The organism is Variovorax sp. GW821-FHT10D07 (assembly GCF_059415325.1).
Genome location: NZ_JBWKMZ010000010.1, coordinates 254166 through 268265 on the forward strand (window position 1 = coordinate 254166; position 14100 = coordinate 268265).

Here is a 14100-nt window from a genome sequence, read left to right on the forward strand (position 1 = left end):
GTGAAGCGGAAGAAAAGACGGGGTCGATGGAGGAACGCGGCGAGGTCCTCGTCGCGCGGCGGCCCGACGGGCCGCTCATTCGCGGTGGTAGGGATGGCCCGCGTTGACCGACCATGCGCGGTAGAGCTGCTCCACCAGCAGCACGCGCGCCATCGCATGCGGCAGCGTGAGGTCGGACAGGCGGATGCGCTCGTGGGCCGCGGCCTTGAAGGCCGGGTCGAGCCCGTCGGGGCCGCCGATCACCAGCGCGACGTCGTCGCCCTCGCCCTGCCAGCTCTGCAGCCGCGCGGCCAGCGCCTTGGTGGTCAGCGCGGTGCCGCGCTCGTCGAGCACCACGATGCGCATGCCGCGCGCGATGGCGGCCTCGATGCGTTCGCGTTCGGCGGCGTAGAGGGTCTCGAGCGACTTGGAACCGCGCGGCTCGGTCTTGACCGCGCGCAGTTCGAGCTTGAGTTCGGGCGGGAAGCGCTTGGCGTAGTCGTCCCAGGCAGTCTGTGCCCAGTCGGGCATGCGCTGCCCGACTGCGACCACCAGCAGCTTCATGCGCTGCGCGAAGCGGTCTTGCGCGCGGGCGCCTTCTTCGCCGCGGGCTTGGCCGCCGGCTTCGCGCCCGTCTTGGCGGCGGCCTTCTTGGCCACCGGCTTGCCGACCACCACCACCGGGGCCTTCTTGGCCGGGGCCTTCTTCGCTGCGGTCTTGGCGCCGGTCTTGCCCGCCGCCTTCTTCGGCGCGGCCTTGGCTTCCTTGGCCTCGCGCTCGGCGGCACGGATCGCGGTCTTGGCGGCGCTCGCGCGGCGCAGCGAGGTCGGCGCCTTGGCGGCCGCGGGCTTGGCTTCCTTATCCTCGGAGGCGCGGGCCGGCTTGCTGGCGCCGAGCTTCAGGCGCACGGGCTTGTCGCCCCAGATTTCCTCGAGGTGGTAGTACTGGCGGATCGCCGGCTGCATGATGTGCGCGACGGCCTGTCCGCAGTCCACGATGATCCACTCGCCGTTTTCCTCGCCTTCCACGCGCGGCTTGCCGAAGCCGGCATCGCGCACTGCGTCGCGCACGCTCGCGGCCAGCGCCTTGGTCTGGCGGTTCGAGGTGCCCGAGGCCACGATCACGCGCTCGAACAGCGGCGAGAGATGCTCGGTGTCGAATACCTGGATGTCCTGCGCCTTGACGTCTTCGAGCCCATCGATGATGGCTCGCTGGAGTTTCTGGGTGTCTTTCTTGGCGGCGGCTTCAGTGGTCATCAGGCAGAGCGATAGAGGAAGTGTTGGTCAATATAGCGTGCAACCGTGGACGGAACCAGTGAGGAAATCTCCTCGCCCAGCGACGCACGCCGCCGGATGTCGGTGGCGCTGATGTCCATGGCAGGCAGTTCGAGCGCCTCGAAACGCGCGCCGGCCGGGAGGCCGGGCAGCGTATTCGGATCAAAACGGGCGGTGTCGGCCGTCGATAGTGCGCGATACGCTACAGAAATAGTAGCGACCGCGAGTATATCCTGCCAGCCGTGCCAGCTCGGCAGGGCCCGCGCCTGGTCGGCGCCCATGACCAGCACCAGCTCGGCGTCGGGCTGCGCCTGCTGCAGTTCGTGCAGGGTGTCGATGGTGTAGGTGGGGCCGTCGCGCAGCATCTCGCGCGAATCGACCACCACGCCCGGGATGTCTCCGAACGCCAGCTGCGCCATCGCGAGGCGGTCTTTCGCGGGCGTGAGCTCGCGCACCTTGTGCCAGGCATGCCCGGTCGGAAAGACATAGAGCGCCGTGAGGCCCAACTGCTCGAGCGCCGCCCGCGCCAGCGCCACGTGGGCGTGGTGCGGCGGATCGAAGGCGCCGCCGAACACGCCGATGCGCGGCGCGTTCTTCGAAGCGTTCATGGCAGCCACGCGCGGCGCACGATGAAGTCGCTGTAGAGCGCCGCCTCGGGCGACCCCGGCTCGGGCTCGCGGCGGTAGGCCCAGCTCGCCTGCGGCGGCATCGACAGCAGGATCGATTCGGTACGGCCGCCCGACTGCAGCCCGAAGTGCGTGCCGCGGTCCCACACGAGGTTGAACTCGACGTAGCGCCCGCGCCGGTAGAGCTGGAACGCGCGCTCGCGCTCGCCCCAGGCCATGCCGCGGCGGCGTTCCACCAGCGGCAGGTAGGCCGGCAGGAAGGCATCGCCGACCGAGCGGATCAGCGCGAAGCCGTTGTCGACCCCACCCTCGGCGAAGTCGTCGAAGAAGATGCCGCCGATGCCGCGCTGCTCGTTGCGGTGCTTGAGGAAGAAATACTCGTCGCACCAGGTCTTGAAGCGCGGGTACTTGTCCTCGCCGAAGGGCGCGAGCGCATCGCGGCAGACGGTGTGGAAGTGCACCGCGTCTTCTTCGAAGCCGTAGCAGGGCGTGAGGTCCATGCCGCCGCCGAACCAGCAGACCGGCTCGCCGCCGGCCGGCAGCGCGGCCAGCATGCGCACGTTCATGTGGACGATCGGCACGTAGGGGTTGCGCGGATGGAACACCAGCGACACGCCCATCGCCTCGAAGGGCGCGCCGGCCAGCTCGGGCCGGTTCTGCGTGGCCGAGGGCGGCAGCTTCGGGCCGCGCACCTGCGAGAAGCCGCAGCCCGCGCGCTCGAACAGCTCGCCGCCTTCGAGGATGCAGGTGAGCCCGCTGCCCTGCAGCGGCTCGTCGGGCGCCTTGTGCCAGGCATCGCGCACCGCGGTGCCGCCATCGGCCGCCTCGATCGCGGCGACGATGGACTGCTGCAGCCCGCGCAGATAGTCGCCGACCGCCTGGGGATCGGAGGGTTGCCGCTGCATCAACCGTTGGTGCCGTGGCTGCGCGCCTGCACGGCACGGAAGCCGATGTCGCGGCGGTACTGGGCGCCGTCGAAGCGCACCCGCGCCGCCACCTCGTAGGCGCGCTGCTGCGCGAGCTTCACGCTGTCGGCCAGCACGGTCACGCAAAGCACGCGGCCGCCGCTGGTCTGGAGCTCGCCGTCCTTGACGGTGGTGCCGGCGTGGAACACCACGGCATCGGGCGCCTCGGCGGGAATGCCGTCGATGCGGTCGCCCTTGCGCGGCGAGAGCGGGTAGCCGTGCGCGGCCATCACCACGCCGAGCGCGACGCGGCGGTCCCACTGCAGCTCGACCTGGTCGAGCGTGCCGTCGGTGGCGTGCCAGAACACCTCGAACAGGTCGGACTTCAGCCGCATCATGATCGGCTGGGTCTCGGGGTCGCCCATGCGGCAGTTGAACTCGAGCGTCTTGGGATGGCCCTGGGCGTCGATCATCAGGCCGGCATAGAGGAAGCCGGTGTAGGGAATGCCGTCCTTCTCCATGCCGCGGATGGTCGGCAGGATGATCTCGCGCATGGCGCGCGCATGCACCTCGGCCGTGACCACGGGCGCGGGCGAGTAGGCGCCCATGCCGCCGGTGTTGGGGCCTTCGTCGTTGTCGAGCAGGCGCTTGTGGTCCTGGCTGGTGGCCAGCGCGGTCACGTTCTTGCCGTCGCACAGCACGATGAAGCTGGCTTCCTCGCCCTGCAGGAACTCCTCGATCACGACGCGCGCGCCGCCCTCGTTGTGCGAGACGCCGAACTTGTTGTCGACCAGCATGAAGTCGACCGCATCGTGCGCTTCCTGCGCGGTCATGGCCACGACCACGCCCTTGCCGGCGGCCAGGCCGTCGGCCTTGACCACGATCGGCGCGCCCTTGGCGTCGATGTAGGCATGGGCCGCGGCGGCGTCGGTGAAGGCCTCGTACTCGGCCGTCGGGATCTTGTGGCGCTTCATGAAGGCCTTGGAGAAGGCCTTCGAGCTCTCGAGCTGGGCGGCGGCCTTGGTCGGGCCGAAGATGCGCAGGCCGTGCGCGCGGAATTCGTCGACCACGCCCGCGGCCAGCGGGGCCTCGGGGCCGACCACCGTCAGCGCGATCTTTTCCTTGAGCGCCCACTCGCGCAGCGCGGCGGGCTCGGTGATGTCGATGCTGTCGTAGCGCGGGTCGGTGACCGTTCCGCCGTTGCCGGGTGCCACGTAGATGCGGCTGACCCGGGTGGCCTGCGCCAGCCGCCATGCCAGGGCATGTTCGCGGCCCCCTCCCCCAATCACCAGTACCTTCATTCTCGGGCCTTCATACGCTGTGTTCTTTCCATCATTGCTGCTGCCGGGTGCCGGCCCTCATTCGGACAGCGAGGCGTTGTGATAGACCTCCTGCACGTCGTCCAGGTCCTCGAGCACGTCGAGCAGCCGCTGCATCTTCGCGGCGTCCTCGCCGACGACGTCGATGGTGTTCTCGGCCCGCATCGTGACCTCGGCCACCTCGGACTTCAGGCCCGCCGCCTCGAGCGCGTTCTTCACCGCCTCGAAATCGCCGGGCGCGGTGATCACCTCGATGGCGCCGTCGTCGTCGGTCACGACGTCTTCCGCACCGGCCTCGAGCGCCACTTCCATCACCTTGTCCTCGTCCGTGCCCGGGGCGAAGACGAACTGTCCGCAATGCTTGAACTGGAAGGCCACCGAGCCCTCGGTGCCCATGTTGCCGCCGTGCTTGGCGAAGGCGTGGCGCACTTCGGCCACGGTGCGCACGCGGTTGTCGGTCATGGTGTCGACGATGATCGCCGCGCCGCCGATGCCGTACCCTTCGTAACGAATTTCTTCGTAATTGACGCCTTCGAGGTTGCCCGTGGCCTTGTCGATGTTGCGCTTGACGGTGTCGGCCGGCAGATTGACCGCCTTGGCCTTTTCGACCGCCAGCCGCAGGCGGGGGTTGGCGCTCAGGTCGCCGCCGCCGGCCCGGGCCGCCACCATGATTTCACGGATGGCGCGGGTCCAGAGCTTCCCTCGTTTTTCGTCCTGCCGGCCCTTCCGGTGCTGAATATTTGCCCATTTGCTGTGTCCGGCCATGGCTTTTCTCTCGCTGTCCTGTGTTTTCGAAGCAGGCTGCGAGTTTACTGTCCGGCGCGCACAACGGACCGGCGCCGCGGGCGGGCGGGCCGGTCAAACCTTTTGGTGATAATCCCTCGATGACGCCATTGCCTTTCGCCGGGTCGGGACATCCGACGCTGCCGCCCACCCGCCACGCACGCCGTGCGAGCCGGGCGGACACCCCGCAGGCAGGCCCCGATCCCCTCGCAAAGGCTTCCTGATCGTGCGCTTCCAGGGCGAAACACCCTCCTCTTCCTCGTTGCGCGTGGAGCGCCTTTCCCTCGCGGACAGCCTGGCGCTGGCCGCCGACGGACCGGCGCCCTTCGCCGCCATCGGCTACGGCACGCCCGAGCGGCTCGACTGGATGCCGCCGGTCGACGCCAGCGTGCTGTCGGAGCGCGGTGCGGTGGCCGACGTCTGGCATGCTGCCGGCCCGGCGGTCCAGACCGGCCGCACCGGCCTCGTGCGCTGGCGCGCCGACGACCACTGGCTGCTCGGCGCGATCGACCTCGACGAAAGCGTCGAGAAACAGGGTCTGGCCGAGCTGGCGCACCGCGCCTACCGCGACCTGTTCGCCACGCTCGACCAGAGCGGCATCGCCCATCCGCTGCGGATCTGGAACTACCTGCCGCAGATCAACGGCGACGGCGGCGGGCTCGAGCGCTACCGCCAGTTCAACCTGGGCCGCCAGGATGCCTTCCTCGAAGCCGGCCGCGCCGCCTTCGAAGGCGCGCCGGCCGCCTGCGCGCTCGGCATCCACCGCGGCGCGCTGTCGGTGCGCTTCCTGGCCGGGCGCCGCGCCCCGCTGCCGATCGAGAACCCGCGCCAGGTCTCGGCCTACCGCTATCCCTCGACCTACGGGCCGCGCGCCCCGACCTTCTCGCGCGCGGCGCTGGCCGACATCGGCGACGAACGCTGCGCGCTGTTCATCTCGGGCACCGCGAGCATCGTCGGCCACGAGACCGTGCACCGCGGCGACGTGCGCGAGCAGACCCGCGAGACGTTGCGCAACCTCGAGGCCGTGGTGAGTGCCGCCAACGCGCAGGGATCGGCGCGCTTCTCGGTCGCGGCGCTCGACGGCGTGGTCTACGTGCGCCACCCGGCCGATCTCGAAGCCGTGCGCGGCGTGCTCGAAGACGCGCTCGGGTCCGACGCGCCGATGGTGCGCGGCGCGGTATATCTCGAGGCCGACATCTGCCGCGGCGACCTGCTGGTCGAGATCGAAGCCCATGCCACCGCCCCCGGGCGGCGGCGGGACTGACGCTCGAACGGCAGCCCCACCTTTCCCGATGATCCTCCGCGTGCTGCGCATTCTCACGGCCGTTCCCCTGGCGCTGATGCTCTATGCGCTGCTGCTGTTCCTCGGCGTGATTTCGCTGGTCTGGAACGCCTTCGCGATGCTGATTCATCCGGTGATGCCGGTGAAGCCGGCGCGCGCGCTGGGCCGCGCCACCATCGCCTTCGCCTACCGCACCTTCTGGGGCCTGGCCTCGGTCACCGGCATGATGCGCATCGACGCGAGCTGCCTCGACGCGCTGCGCGACGAGCCCGGCGTGATCTTCGTGGCCAACCACCCGACCATGCTCGACGCGCTGCTGCTGGTGGCGCGGCTGCCGCGCAGCGCCTGCATCATGAAGGCCGAGCTGCTGCACAACATCTTCCTGGGCGCGGGCGCGCGGCTGGCACGCTACATCAGCAACGAATCGGCGCGCACCATGGTACGGCTGGCGGTGGCCGATCTGCGCGAAGGCGGCCAGCTGGTGATCTTTCCCGAGGGCACGCGCACCGTCACGCCGCCGCTCAATCCGTTCCGCCCCGGCGTCACGCTGATCGCCAAGCTCGCGCAGGCGCCGATCCAGACCGTGTTCATCGACACCGACTCGCCGTACCTCGGCAAGGGCTGGCCGATCTGGCGCGTGCCGCCGCTGCCGATCGTCTTCAAGCTGCGCCTGGGCCAGCGCTTCGCGCCGACGCAGGACAGCGACGTGCTGCAATCCGAACTCGAACAATATTTCCGCCACCACCTGGAACGGCGCGCCGCCGACGCCGACTCTCCCGAATGCCAGACGCCTCGCGCACCCACCTTGTCCTGATCCCGAGCTACAACACGGGCGAGCGCCTGTTCTCCACCGTCGAGGCGGCGCTCGCGCAATGGAGCCCGGTGTGGGTGGTGGTCGACGGCAGCGACGACGGCACCGGCGAGCGGCTGCAACAGATGGCCGCCGACCGCCCCGGCCTGCGCGTGTGGCTGCTGCCCGAAAACCAGGGCAAGGGCGCGGCGGTGCTGCACGGGCTGCGCGCGGCGCGCGACGCCGGTTTCACGCATGCGCTCACCATGGATTCCGACGGCCAGCATCCGGCCCCGCTGATCCCGGCCTTCATGCAGGCCTCGCTGGCGCGGCCCGAGACCATGGTGCTGGGCCGCCCGGTGTTCGACGCCAGCGCGCCGCTGCTGCGCGTGCGCGGGCGCCGCGTCTCCAACGGCTGGACCCAGCTCGAGACACTGTTTGCCGGCGTCGGCGATTCGCTCTACGGCTTTCGCGTCTACCCGGTGCAGGACCTGATCGCGGTGATGCAGCGCCAGCCCTGGATGCGCCGCTTCGACTTCGACACCGAGGCCGTGGTGCGGCTGGCCTGGCGCGGCGTGAAGCCGGTCAACATCGATGCGCCGGTCAAGTACCTGACGGCCGAGGAAGGCGGGGTCTCGCACTTCCGCTACGGGCGCGACAACGTGCTGCTGACCTGGATGCACACGCGGCTGATGGTGGAGTTCGTGCTGCGGCTGCCGGGCCTGCTCTGGCGCAAGCTGCGCGGCGCGCCGCCGTTCCAGGCCTGATCCACCGCGCCCGCTATTCGACGGCTCCGCCGCCGAGTGCCTTGTAGAGCGTCATCGTCGCGTTGAGCTGGTTGACCCGGTTCTGCGCCAGCGACACCTCGGCCGCGCGCCGCCGGTCCTTCGCGTCGAGCACCGGCTGCAGCGCCGTCGCCCCCGCGCGGTAGCGCACCTCCGACAGCCGCTCGGCGCGCTGCGCCAGCTCCAGCGCCACCACCAGCTTCGCGCTCTCGTCGCGCAACTGGGTGCGCGACGACAACGCGTTCTCCACTTCCGACAGCGACGTATACAGCGCTTGGCGGAAGCCCACCACCGCTTCCTCGTACTGGCTCTGCGACACCGCCACCGTCAGCCGCGCCGTGTTCCATTGCAGGAACGGCAATGCGAGGCCCGCGCCCAGCGTCGCGACCGGGTTGCGCAGCAGTTGACCCAGCGCCGTGCTCGAGGTGCCGAGCGAGCCCGTGAGGCTCAGCGCCGGATAGAAGCCGGTGCGCGTCGCGTCGACATTGGCGAGCGCGCCGCGCAGCCGCTGCTCGGCGGCGCGCAGATCGGGGCGCCGGCCCAGCAGGCTGGCGGGCAGGCCCGCGTCGATCGCGGGCAGCGCCGCGTCGGGCAGGCTCGCGGGCTCCTCGGCCGCCACCTCGGGCGGACGGTCGAACAGGATCGCGAGCGCATTGCGCGTTTCCACGCGCTGCTGCAGCAGCTGCGTGTGCGCCGCCTCCTGGCTCGCGAGGTTCTGGCCGGCCTGCGCCACGTCGAGGCCCGAGACCGCGCCGGCCTCGTAGCGCGCGCGCACCAGCGCCACGATGCGCCGCGCGTCTTCCATGCCGGCCTCGCTCAGTGCGATGCGCTGGTTCAGGTAGCCAGTCTGCCAATACAGATTGGCGGTGGTGGCGACCAGCGCCAGCGCCGCCACCTGCCGGTCGGACTGGGTGGCCTTGAGCTCCCAGTCGGCCGCGCTGCGCACCGCCGCAAGACGGCCCCAGAGGTCGAGCTCGTAGCTCAGCGTCACCAGCGAACTCGAACTCGAGCCCGCGACACCGCCGCGCTTGAGGTCGTAGCCGCGGCTGGTGGCCGCCTGCCCGACCACGCCGGGCGTGAGATTCGTATCGGCGAGGCCGGCCTGCAGCTGCGCGCGCTGCACCCGGATGCCTGCTGCCGCGAGGTCGTTGTTGACCTGCAGCGCCTGGTCGACCAGCGCGTCGAGCCGCGGATCGCCGAAGGCCGACCACCACTTCGCGGGGAACACCGCCGCCGCGCTGGCCGTGCCCGGCTGCGGCTGCTGCCAGGCCGAGGGCAGCTCGAGCGGCTTCTCGGGCCGGCGCTCGGGCTGGAACGCGGTGCAGCCGGCCGCGAGCAACGCGGCCACGAGGGCCAGGGGGAGCAGGCGCGCCTTACTCACGGGCCAGTGCCTCGATGGGGTCGAGCCGCGCCGCGTTGCGTGCCGGCAGGTAGCCGAACAGCACGCCGATCAGCGAGGCGCAGAAGAAGGCCGACAGCACGGCACCGAGCGAGAAGATCATCTGCCATTGCTTCACGAACAGGGAGAACAGGAAGCTGATGCCATAGGACAGCAGCACGCCGATCAGCCCGCCGACCAGGCACACCAGCACAGCCTCGGTCAGGAACTGCTGCAACACGTCGCTCTGGCGCGCCCCCACCGCCATGCGGATGCCGATCTCGCGCGTGCGCTCGGTCACCGACACCAGCATGATGTTCATCACGCCGATGCCGCCCACCACCAGCGAGATCACCGCGATCAGCGACAGCAGCAGGGTCAGCGACTGGCTGGTGCGCTCGGCCGTCTTCACGATGCTGTCCATGTTGAAGGTGAAGAAGTCCTTGCCGCCGTGGCGCAGGGTCAGCAGCTTCACGATGCCGTCCTCGGCCGCCTTGGTCGGCTGCTCGTCGCGGATGCGCACCGTGATGCCGTCGAAGTGCTGCTGGCCGAACAGCCGGCTCGCCGCCGTGCTGTAGGGCAGCCAGATATTGAGCTGCTTGTTCTCGCCGAACATGCTCTTCTTCTCCTGCGCCACGCCGATCACGGTGCACGGCAGGCTGCCGACCAGGATGATCTTGCCGAGCGGATCCACGCCCTCGGGGAACAGCTTGCGGCGCGTGTTCTGGTCGATCACCACCACCTGCGACTGGTGCCGCACGTCGTTGGCGTTGAAGGGGATGCCGCTGGCCATCTGCACGTCGCGCACGGCGAAGTAGTTGTCGCTCACGCCGTTGACGTTGCCGTTGATGTCGATGCTGCGGTAGCGCAGCCGCAGGCTGCGCATGGTGGCCGGCGTCACGCTGTGCACGAAGGGCTGCGCCGCGATCGCCTGCAGGTCGGCCGGCACCAGCGTGCGGATGCTCTGCGCCTTGTCGTCGCCGAAGTCGCGGCCCGGGTAGATGTCGAGCGTGTTGGTGCCGATGGCGCGGATGTCGGACAGCACGAAGCGCTTGGCGCCCTCCCCGATCGCCACGATCGAGACCACCGAGGTGATGCCGATCACGATGCCCAGCATGGTGAGCGCGGTGCGCATGCGGTGCGACATCATCGAGCGCCAGGCCATGCGGAAGGCCTCGGCGAAGCGCGACCAGCCGGTGCTCAGCCGGCCGCCCGTGGCGGGCCGGGTCACGGGCTGCGGTGCCTCGCCGGCACCGGTGGCTTCGGGCGCGGGCACGGTCGGCACGTTGGGCCGGTCGCCCACGATGCGGCCGTCGGCGATCTCGATGATGCGCTCGGTGCAGCTCGCCACCTGCATGTCGTGGGTCACGATGATGATGGTGTGGCCCTGCGCATGCAGCTCGCGCAGGATCGCGATCACCTCCTGGCCGCTGCGGCTGTCGAGCGCGCCCGTGGGCTCGTCGGCCAGGATCACCTGGCCGCCGTTCATCAGCGCGCGCGCGATGCTCACGCGTTGCTGCTGGCCGCCCGAGAGCTGGCTCGGTCGGTGATCGCCGCGATCGTCGAGCCCCAGCCGCGCGAGCAGCTGCCGCGCCCTCGCCTCGCGCGCCGCGCCGTCGGTGCCCGCGTACACCGCCGGCACCTCGACGTTGCCGGTGGCCGTCAGGTGCTGCATCAGGTGGTAGCGCTGGAAGATGAAGCCGAAGTGCTCGCGCCGCAACTCGGCCAGCGCGTCGCTGTCGAGCGTGCCCACGTCGTGGCCCGAGACCGTGTAGCTGCCGCTGCTGGGCCGGTCGAGGCAGCCCAGGATGTTCATCAGCGTCGACTTGCCCGAGCCCGAAGCGCCGACGATCGCGAGCATCTCGCCGTGGCCGATGTCGAGGTTCACGTCCTCGAGCACCTGCACCCGCGTCTCGCCCGAGGGGAAGCTGCGCCCGATGCCGCGCACCGACAGCAGGGCCTGCCGTGGCGGCTGCGTCATGGGCCCTTGCCGCGGCGCTCGCCGCCGTTGGCCTCGCCCTCGCGCGGCTCCACGGCCGAGGCGTCGCCGGTGATGACCTGGTCGCCCTCCTTCAGCCCCTCGAGCACCTGGGCCTGGAAGTTGTTGGTGATGCCGGTGCGCACCTTGCGCGTCTCGGGCGTGTGGTCGGCCTTGAGCACGCGCACCTCGTAGCGGCCCTCCTTGTCGCGGTTGCCGAGCGCGGTCAGCGGCACGGTCAGCGCCTGCTTGGCCTCGCCGAGCATGATCGCGACCTGGGCCGTCATGTCCACGCGCAAGGTGCGGTCGGGGTTCGGCACGTCGAACAGCGCGTTGAAAAACACCGCGTTGTTGATCTTCTCGGGCGAGGGCTGCACCGCGCGCAGGGTGCCGTGGTAGCGCTTGTCGGGGTCGCCGAGGATGGTGAAGTAGACCGGCAGCCCGGCGCGCACGCGCACCACGTCGGCTTCGGACACCTGGGCCTTGATCGTCATCGTCGACAGGTCGGCCAGGGTCATCAGCGTGGGCACCTGGAACGACGCGACCACGGTCTGGCCCTCGAGCGTCTTGATCGAGATCACGTCGCCGTCGATGGGCGCGATGATCCGGGTGTACGAGAGGTTGGTCTGGGCCGAGGACACGGCCAGGCGCTGCTGGCGGATCTGCGCGTCGAGCGACACCGCGTCGGCGCGCAGCGCGCGCAGTTCGGCGTCGGCGCTCTCCATGTCCTGCCGCGCCGAGGCGTCCTGCGCCAACATCTCGCGCTGGCGCGCCCAGGCCAGCTCGGCCTGCTTGACGCGCACTTCCTTCGCCACCTTCTGGGCCTGCAGGTTGTCGAGCCGGGCCTGTTCCTGCGCCAGCGTGTTCTGCGAGATCGCGGGATCGATCTCGGCCAGCCAGTCGCCCTTCTTCACGGTCTGGCCCAGCGACACCTTGAGCGACTTGAGCTGGCCCGTGACCTGCGCGCCCACCTCCACCTGCCGCAGCGCCTGCAGCACGCCGGTGGCCAGCACCGCGTTCTCGAGGTCGGCGCGCTGCACCGTCGCCGTCAGGTACTCGGGTTTCTTGGCCGGCGTGAGCACGATCGCGGCCGCGATGCCGAGCACGACGAGGGCCAGGATGCCGTAGAGGAGCTTGCGCGAACGCCGGGGGGGAGTCTGGGGCATGCAGCGGGAAGGAAGTGGAACGGGCGGGGGATGCATTCGCCGGGCTCTGCGGCCGGGTCGCCATGCAAGGGGGATGGGGGCATCCTAGTCCCGCTGTCTGAAGCGTTCCTAAAGACGGAGTTCCGCGGCGGGGTTACTCCGCCCTCATCGCCCACATCACCGTGACGGGCGCCACAAAGACGAAAGGCGGACCCGCGGTCCGCCTTGGAAAGCCGATGCGGCGAACGCCGCGCTCAGCGCGCCGGACGCCGGCGGAACAGCAGCACCAGCAGCAGGACCGTCAGCACCGCGAAGGCGATGAAGGACCAGTTCGCCAGCGTCAGGCCGAACAGCGTCCAGTCGATCTTGGAGCAGTCGCCGCCGCCGCGGAAGATCATCGGCAGCGCCCGCTTGAGCGGGAAGGTCTCGATCATGCCGTAGAGATCGCGGCCGCACGACACCACCTCGGGCGGATACCACTGCAGCCAGCTCTGCGAGGCCGCCGTGTAGGCGCCGCCGAGGGCCGACAGCAGAGCCAGCAGGCCGCCGCCGACCTGCAGCGCGCGGCCGCGGAAAGCCCCGGCCAGCCCCGTGAACACCGCCACCAGCACCAGCGCATAGCGCTGGACGATGCACATCGGACAGGGCTCGAGCCCCACCACGTGCTGCAGGTAGAGCCCGAAGGCCAGCATGAGCACACAGGCCAGGCAGATCAGGCCGTAAGCGCGGCGCGGCGCGCCGAAGTACCAATCGATCAAGGAGACACCCAATCCTCTTCTACGAACACCCTGGCCTTGCGTGGCGTGGCGACGACGGTGTCGCCCTCCTTCAAGCCCAGGTCACGGAACTGTTGCGCAGGGAGTTGCGCCTCGATGATGGTTCCGGAGCCCGGATTGTCTGGATTCGTGTCGACCGGTTCAAGTTCCAGCCGCGCGATCGGACCGACGACGATCGCGCGCGCCAGCGTGGCGACGATGCCGCTCGTCGCGCCCGGCACGTGGGCTGTCACCTCCAGGTCATGCGGACGGACATAAGCCAGCGCCTTGGCGTCGCGCGCGCCGCTGTGCTCGGGCGAATCGAGGCGCACGTCGCCCAGTTGCACCGAGCCGTTGTCGGCGCGGCCGTGGAACAGGTTGACGTCGCCGAGGAAGCCGTAAACGAAGGGGCTCGCGGGCTGGTCCCAGACCTCCTGCGGCGAGCCGACCTGCTCGATGTGGCCCTTGTTGATGACCACCACGCGGTCGGCCACTTCCAGCGCCTCTTCCTGGTCGTGGGTGACGAAGATCGAGGTGACATGCAGCTCGTCGTGCAGCCGGCGCAGCCAGCGGCGCAGTTCCTTGCGCACCTTGGCGTCGAGCGCGCCGAAGGGCTCGTCGAGCAGCAGCACCTTGGGCTCGACCGCGAGCGCGCGGGCCAGCGCGATGCGCTGGCGCTGGCCGCCCGAGAGCTGCGGCGGATAGCGGTCGGCCAGCCAGTCGAGCTGCACGAGCTTGAGCAGCTCGGTCACCTTGGCCTTGATCTGGGCTTCGCTCGGGCGCTCCTTGCGCGGCTTCACGCGCAGGCCGAAGGCCACGTTCTCGAACACGGTCATGTGGCGGAACAGCGCGTAGTGCTGGAACACGAAGCCGACCTGGCGCTCGCGCACGTGCACGTCGGTGGTGTCCTCGCCCGAGAACAGGATGCTGCCGGCGTCGGCCGTTTCCAGCCCGGCGATGATGCGCAGCAGCGTGGTCTTGCCGCAGCCCGAGGGGCCGAGCAGCGCGACGAGCTCGCCCGATTCGACGTTCAGGTTGACGTCGTTCAAGGCCCGGAAGGTGCCGAACTGCTTGCTGATGTTGCGGATTTCGATGCTCATG

General features: G+C 70.0%; 14 protein-coding genes. 3 read left to right on the forward strand and 11 right to left on the reverse strand.

What is annotated here, in order from left to right; translation table 11 throughout:
- Nucleotides 1-75: 75 nt before the first annotated feature.
- The 6 genes from rlmH to AC07PU_RS27130 are packed head-to-tail and all read right to left on the reverse strand — an operon-like array spanning nucleotide 76 to nucleotide 4868.
- Nucleotides 76-543 carry a 23S rRNA (pseudouridine(1915)-N(3))-methyltransferase RlmH gene (rlmH, locus tag AC07PU_RS27105; protein WP_057593347.1) on the reverse strand — a complete coding sequence of 156 codons (468 nt, stop codon included), beginning with the start codon at nucleotides 541-543 and terminating at the stop codon, nucleotides 76-78.
- A complete protein-coding gene (gene rsfS / locus AC07PU_RS27110) occupies nucleotides 540-1235 on the reverse strand; it encodes a ribosome silencing factor (RefSeq protein WP_495321580.1) in 696 nt (231 codons plus the stop codon). Before rsfS ends, rlmH begins: the two co-directional genes overlap by 4 nt.
- Nucleotides 1235-1861, reverse strand: a complete 627-nt coding sequence (nadD, locus tag AC07PU_RS27115) for a nicotinate (nicotinamide) nucleotide adenylyltransferase (protein WP_495321581.1) — start codon at nucleotides 1859-1861, stop codon at nucleotides 1235-1237. The genes rsfS and nadD overlap by 1 nt, the downstream gene beginning before the upstream one ends.
- Nucleotides 1858-2784, reverse strand: a complete 927-nt coding sequence (gene hemF / locus AC07PU_RS27120) for an oxygen-dependent coproporphyrinogen oxidase (RefSeq protein ID WP_495321582.1) — start codon at nucleotides 2782-2784, stop codon at nucleotides 1858-1860. Before hemF ends, nadD begins: the two co-directional genes overlap by 4 nt.
- Nucleotides 2784-4085, reverse strand: a complete 1302-nt coding sequence (gene purD, locus AC07PU_RS27125) for a phosphoribosylamine--glycine ligase (RefSeq protein WP_093341583.1) — start codon at nucleotides 4083-4085, stop codon at nucleotides 2784-2786. Before purD ends, hemF begins: the two co-directional genes overlap by 1 nt.
- Before the next feature lie 57 nt (nucleotides 4086-4142).
- Complete coding sequence (locus AC07PU_RS27130; protein ID WP_495321583.1) at nucleotides 4143-4868, reverse strand: YebC/PmpR family DNA-binding transcriptional regulator; 726 nt, start codon at nucleotides 4866-4868, stop codon at nucleotides 4143-4145.
- 286 nt (nucleotides 4869-5154) lie between these two features.
- Here AC07PU_RS27130 and AC07PU_RS27135 point away from each other — a divergent pair, with 286 nt between their 5' ends.
- The 3 genes from AC07PU_RS27135 to AC07PU_RS27145 are packed head-to-tail and all read left to right on the forward strand — an operon-like array spanning nucleotide 5155 to nucleotide 7725.
- Nucleotides 5155-6150 (forward strand): chorismate transformation FkbO/Hyg5 family protein, encoded by a 996-nt coding sequence (locus AC07PU_RS27135; RefSeq protein ID WP_495321584.1) that lies wholly within the window; start codon nucleotides 5155-5157, stop codon nucleotides 6148-6150.
- 28 nt (nucleotides 6151-6178) lie between these two features.
- The gene (locus AC07PU_RS27140) at nucleotides 6179-6982 is read left to right on the forward strand and encodes a lysophospholipid acyltransferase family protein (RefSeq protein WP_296787701.1); all 804 of its coding nucleotides are present in this window, start codon (nucleotides 6179-6181) and stop codon (nucleotides 6980-6982) included.
- Complete coding sequence (locus tag AC07PU_RS27145) at nucleotides 6949-7725, forward strand: glycosyltransferase family 2 protein (RefSeq protein ID WP_093341579.1); 777 nt, start codon at nucleotides 6949-6951, stop codon at nucleotides 7723-7725. The genes AC07PU_RS27140 and AC07PU_RS27145 overlap by 34 nt, the downstream gene beginning before the upstream one ends.
- Nucleotides 7726-7738: 13 nt before the next feature.
- Here the strand turns inward: AC07PU_RS27145 and AC07PU_RS27150 are convergent, their stop codons facing one another.
- The 5 genes from AC07PU_RS27150 to AC07PU_RS27170 all read right to left on the reverse strand — a co-directional run bounded on the left by AC07PU_RS27150 (nucleotide 7739) and on the right by AC07PU_RS27170 (nucleotide 14099).
- Complete coding sequence (locus AC07PU_RS27150) at nucleotides 7739-9124, reverse strand: efflux transporter outer membrane subunit (RefSeq protein WP_495321585.1); 1386 nt, start codon at nucleotides 9122-9124, stop codon at nucleotides 7739-7741.
- Nucleotides 9117-11102, reverse strand: a complete 1986-nt coding sequence (gene macB / locus AC07PU_RS27155; RefSeq protein ID WP_495321586.1) for a macrolide ABC transporter ATP-binding protein/permease MacB — start codon at nucleotides 11100-11102, stop codon at nucleotides 9117-9119. The genes AC07PU_RS27150 and macB overlap by 8 nt, the downstream gene beginning before the upstream one ends.
- Nucleotides 11099-12265: a macrolide transporter subunit MacA gene (gene macA / locus AC07PU_RS27160; protein WP_203205858.1), complete on the reverse strand. Its 1167-nt coding sequence runs from the start codon at nucleotides 12263-12265 to the stop codon at nucleotides 11099-11101. Before macA ends, macB begins: the two co-directional genes overlap by 4 nt.
- A 233-nt stretch (nucleotides 12266-12498) precedes the next feature.
- On the reverse strand, nucleotides 12499-13002 hold the full coding sequence (locus AC07PU_RS27165) for a disulfide bond formation protein B (protein ID WP_093341573.1): 504 nt from the start codon (nucleotides 13000-13002) through the stop codon (nucleotides 12499-12501).
- On the reverse strand, nucleotides 12999-14099 hold the full coding sequence (locus AC07PU_RS27170) for a sulfate/molybdate ABC transporter ATP-binding protein (RefSeq protein WP_093341571.1): 1101 nt from the start codon (nucleotides 14097-14099) through the stop codon (nucleotides 12999-13001). Before AC07PU_RS27170 ends, AC07PU_RS27165 begins: the two co-directional genes overlap by 4 nt.
- Between the last annotated feature and the right edge of the window lies 1 nt (nucleotide 14100).

Excerpts from the sequence above, each read along its gene's own strand:
- AC07PU_RS27130 (WP_495321583.1), bottom strand. The coding sequence starts at position 4,868 with ATGGCCGGACACAGCAAATGGGCAAATATTCAGCACCGGAAGGGCCGG.
- AC07PU_RS27170 (WP_093341571.1), bottom strand. The coding sequence starts at position 14,099 with ATGAGCATCGAAATCCGCAACATCAGCAAGCAGTTCGGCACCTTCCGG.
- nadD (WP_495321581.1), bottom strand. The coding sequence starts at position 1,861 with ATGAACGCTTCGAAGAACGCGCCGCGCATCGGCGTGTTCGGCGGCGCC.
- macB (WP_495321586.1), bottom strand. The coding sequence starts at position 11,102 with ATGACGCAGCCGCCACGGCAGGCCCTGCTGTCGGTGCGCGGCATCGGG.
- AC07PU_RS27140 (WP_296787701.1), top strand. The coding sequence starts at position 6,179 with ATGATCCTCCGCGTGCTGCGCATTCTCACGGCCGTTCCCCTGGCGCTG.
- hemF (WP_495321582.1), bottom strand. The coding sequence starts at position 2,784 with ATGCAGCGGCAACCCTCCGATCCCCAGGCGGTCGGCGACTATCTGCGC.
- purD (WP_093341583.1), bottom strand. The coding sequence starts at position 4,085 with ATGAAGGTACTGGTGATTGGGGGAGGGGGCCGCGAACATGCCCTGGCA.
- rsfS (WP_495321580.1), bottom strand. The coding sequence starts at position 1,235 with ATGACCACTGAAGCCGCCGCCAAGAAAGACACCCAGAAACTCCAGCGA.
- AC07PU_RS27145 (WP_093341579.1), top strand. The coding sequence starts at position 6,949 with ATGCCAGACGCCTCGCGCACCCACCTTGTCCTGATCCCGAGCTACAAC.
- macA (WP_203205858.1), bottom strand. The coding sequence starts at position 12,265 with ATGCCCCAGACTCCCCCCCGGCGTTCGCGCAAGCTCCTCTACGGCATC.
- rlmH (WP_057593347.1), bottom strand. The coding sequence starts at position 543 with ATGAAGCTGCTGGTGGTCGCAGTCGGGCAGCGCATGCCCGACTGGGCA.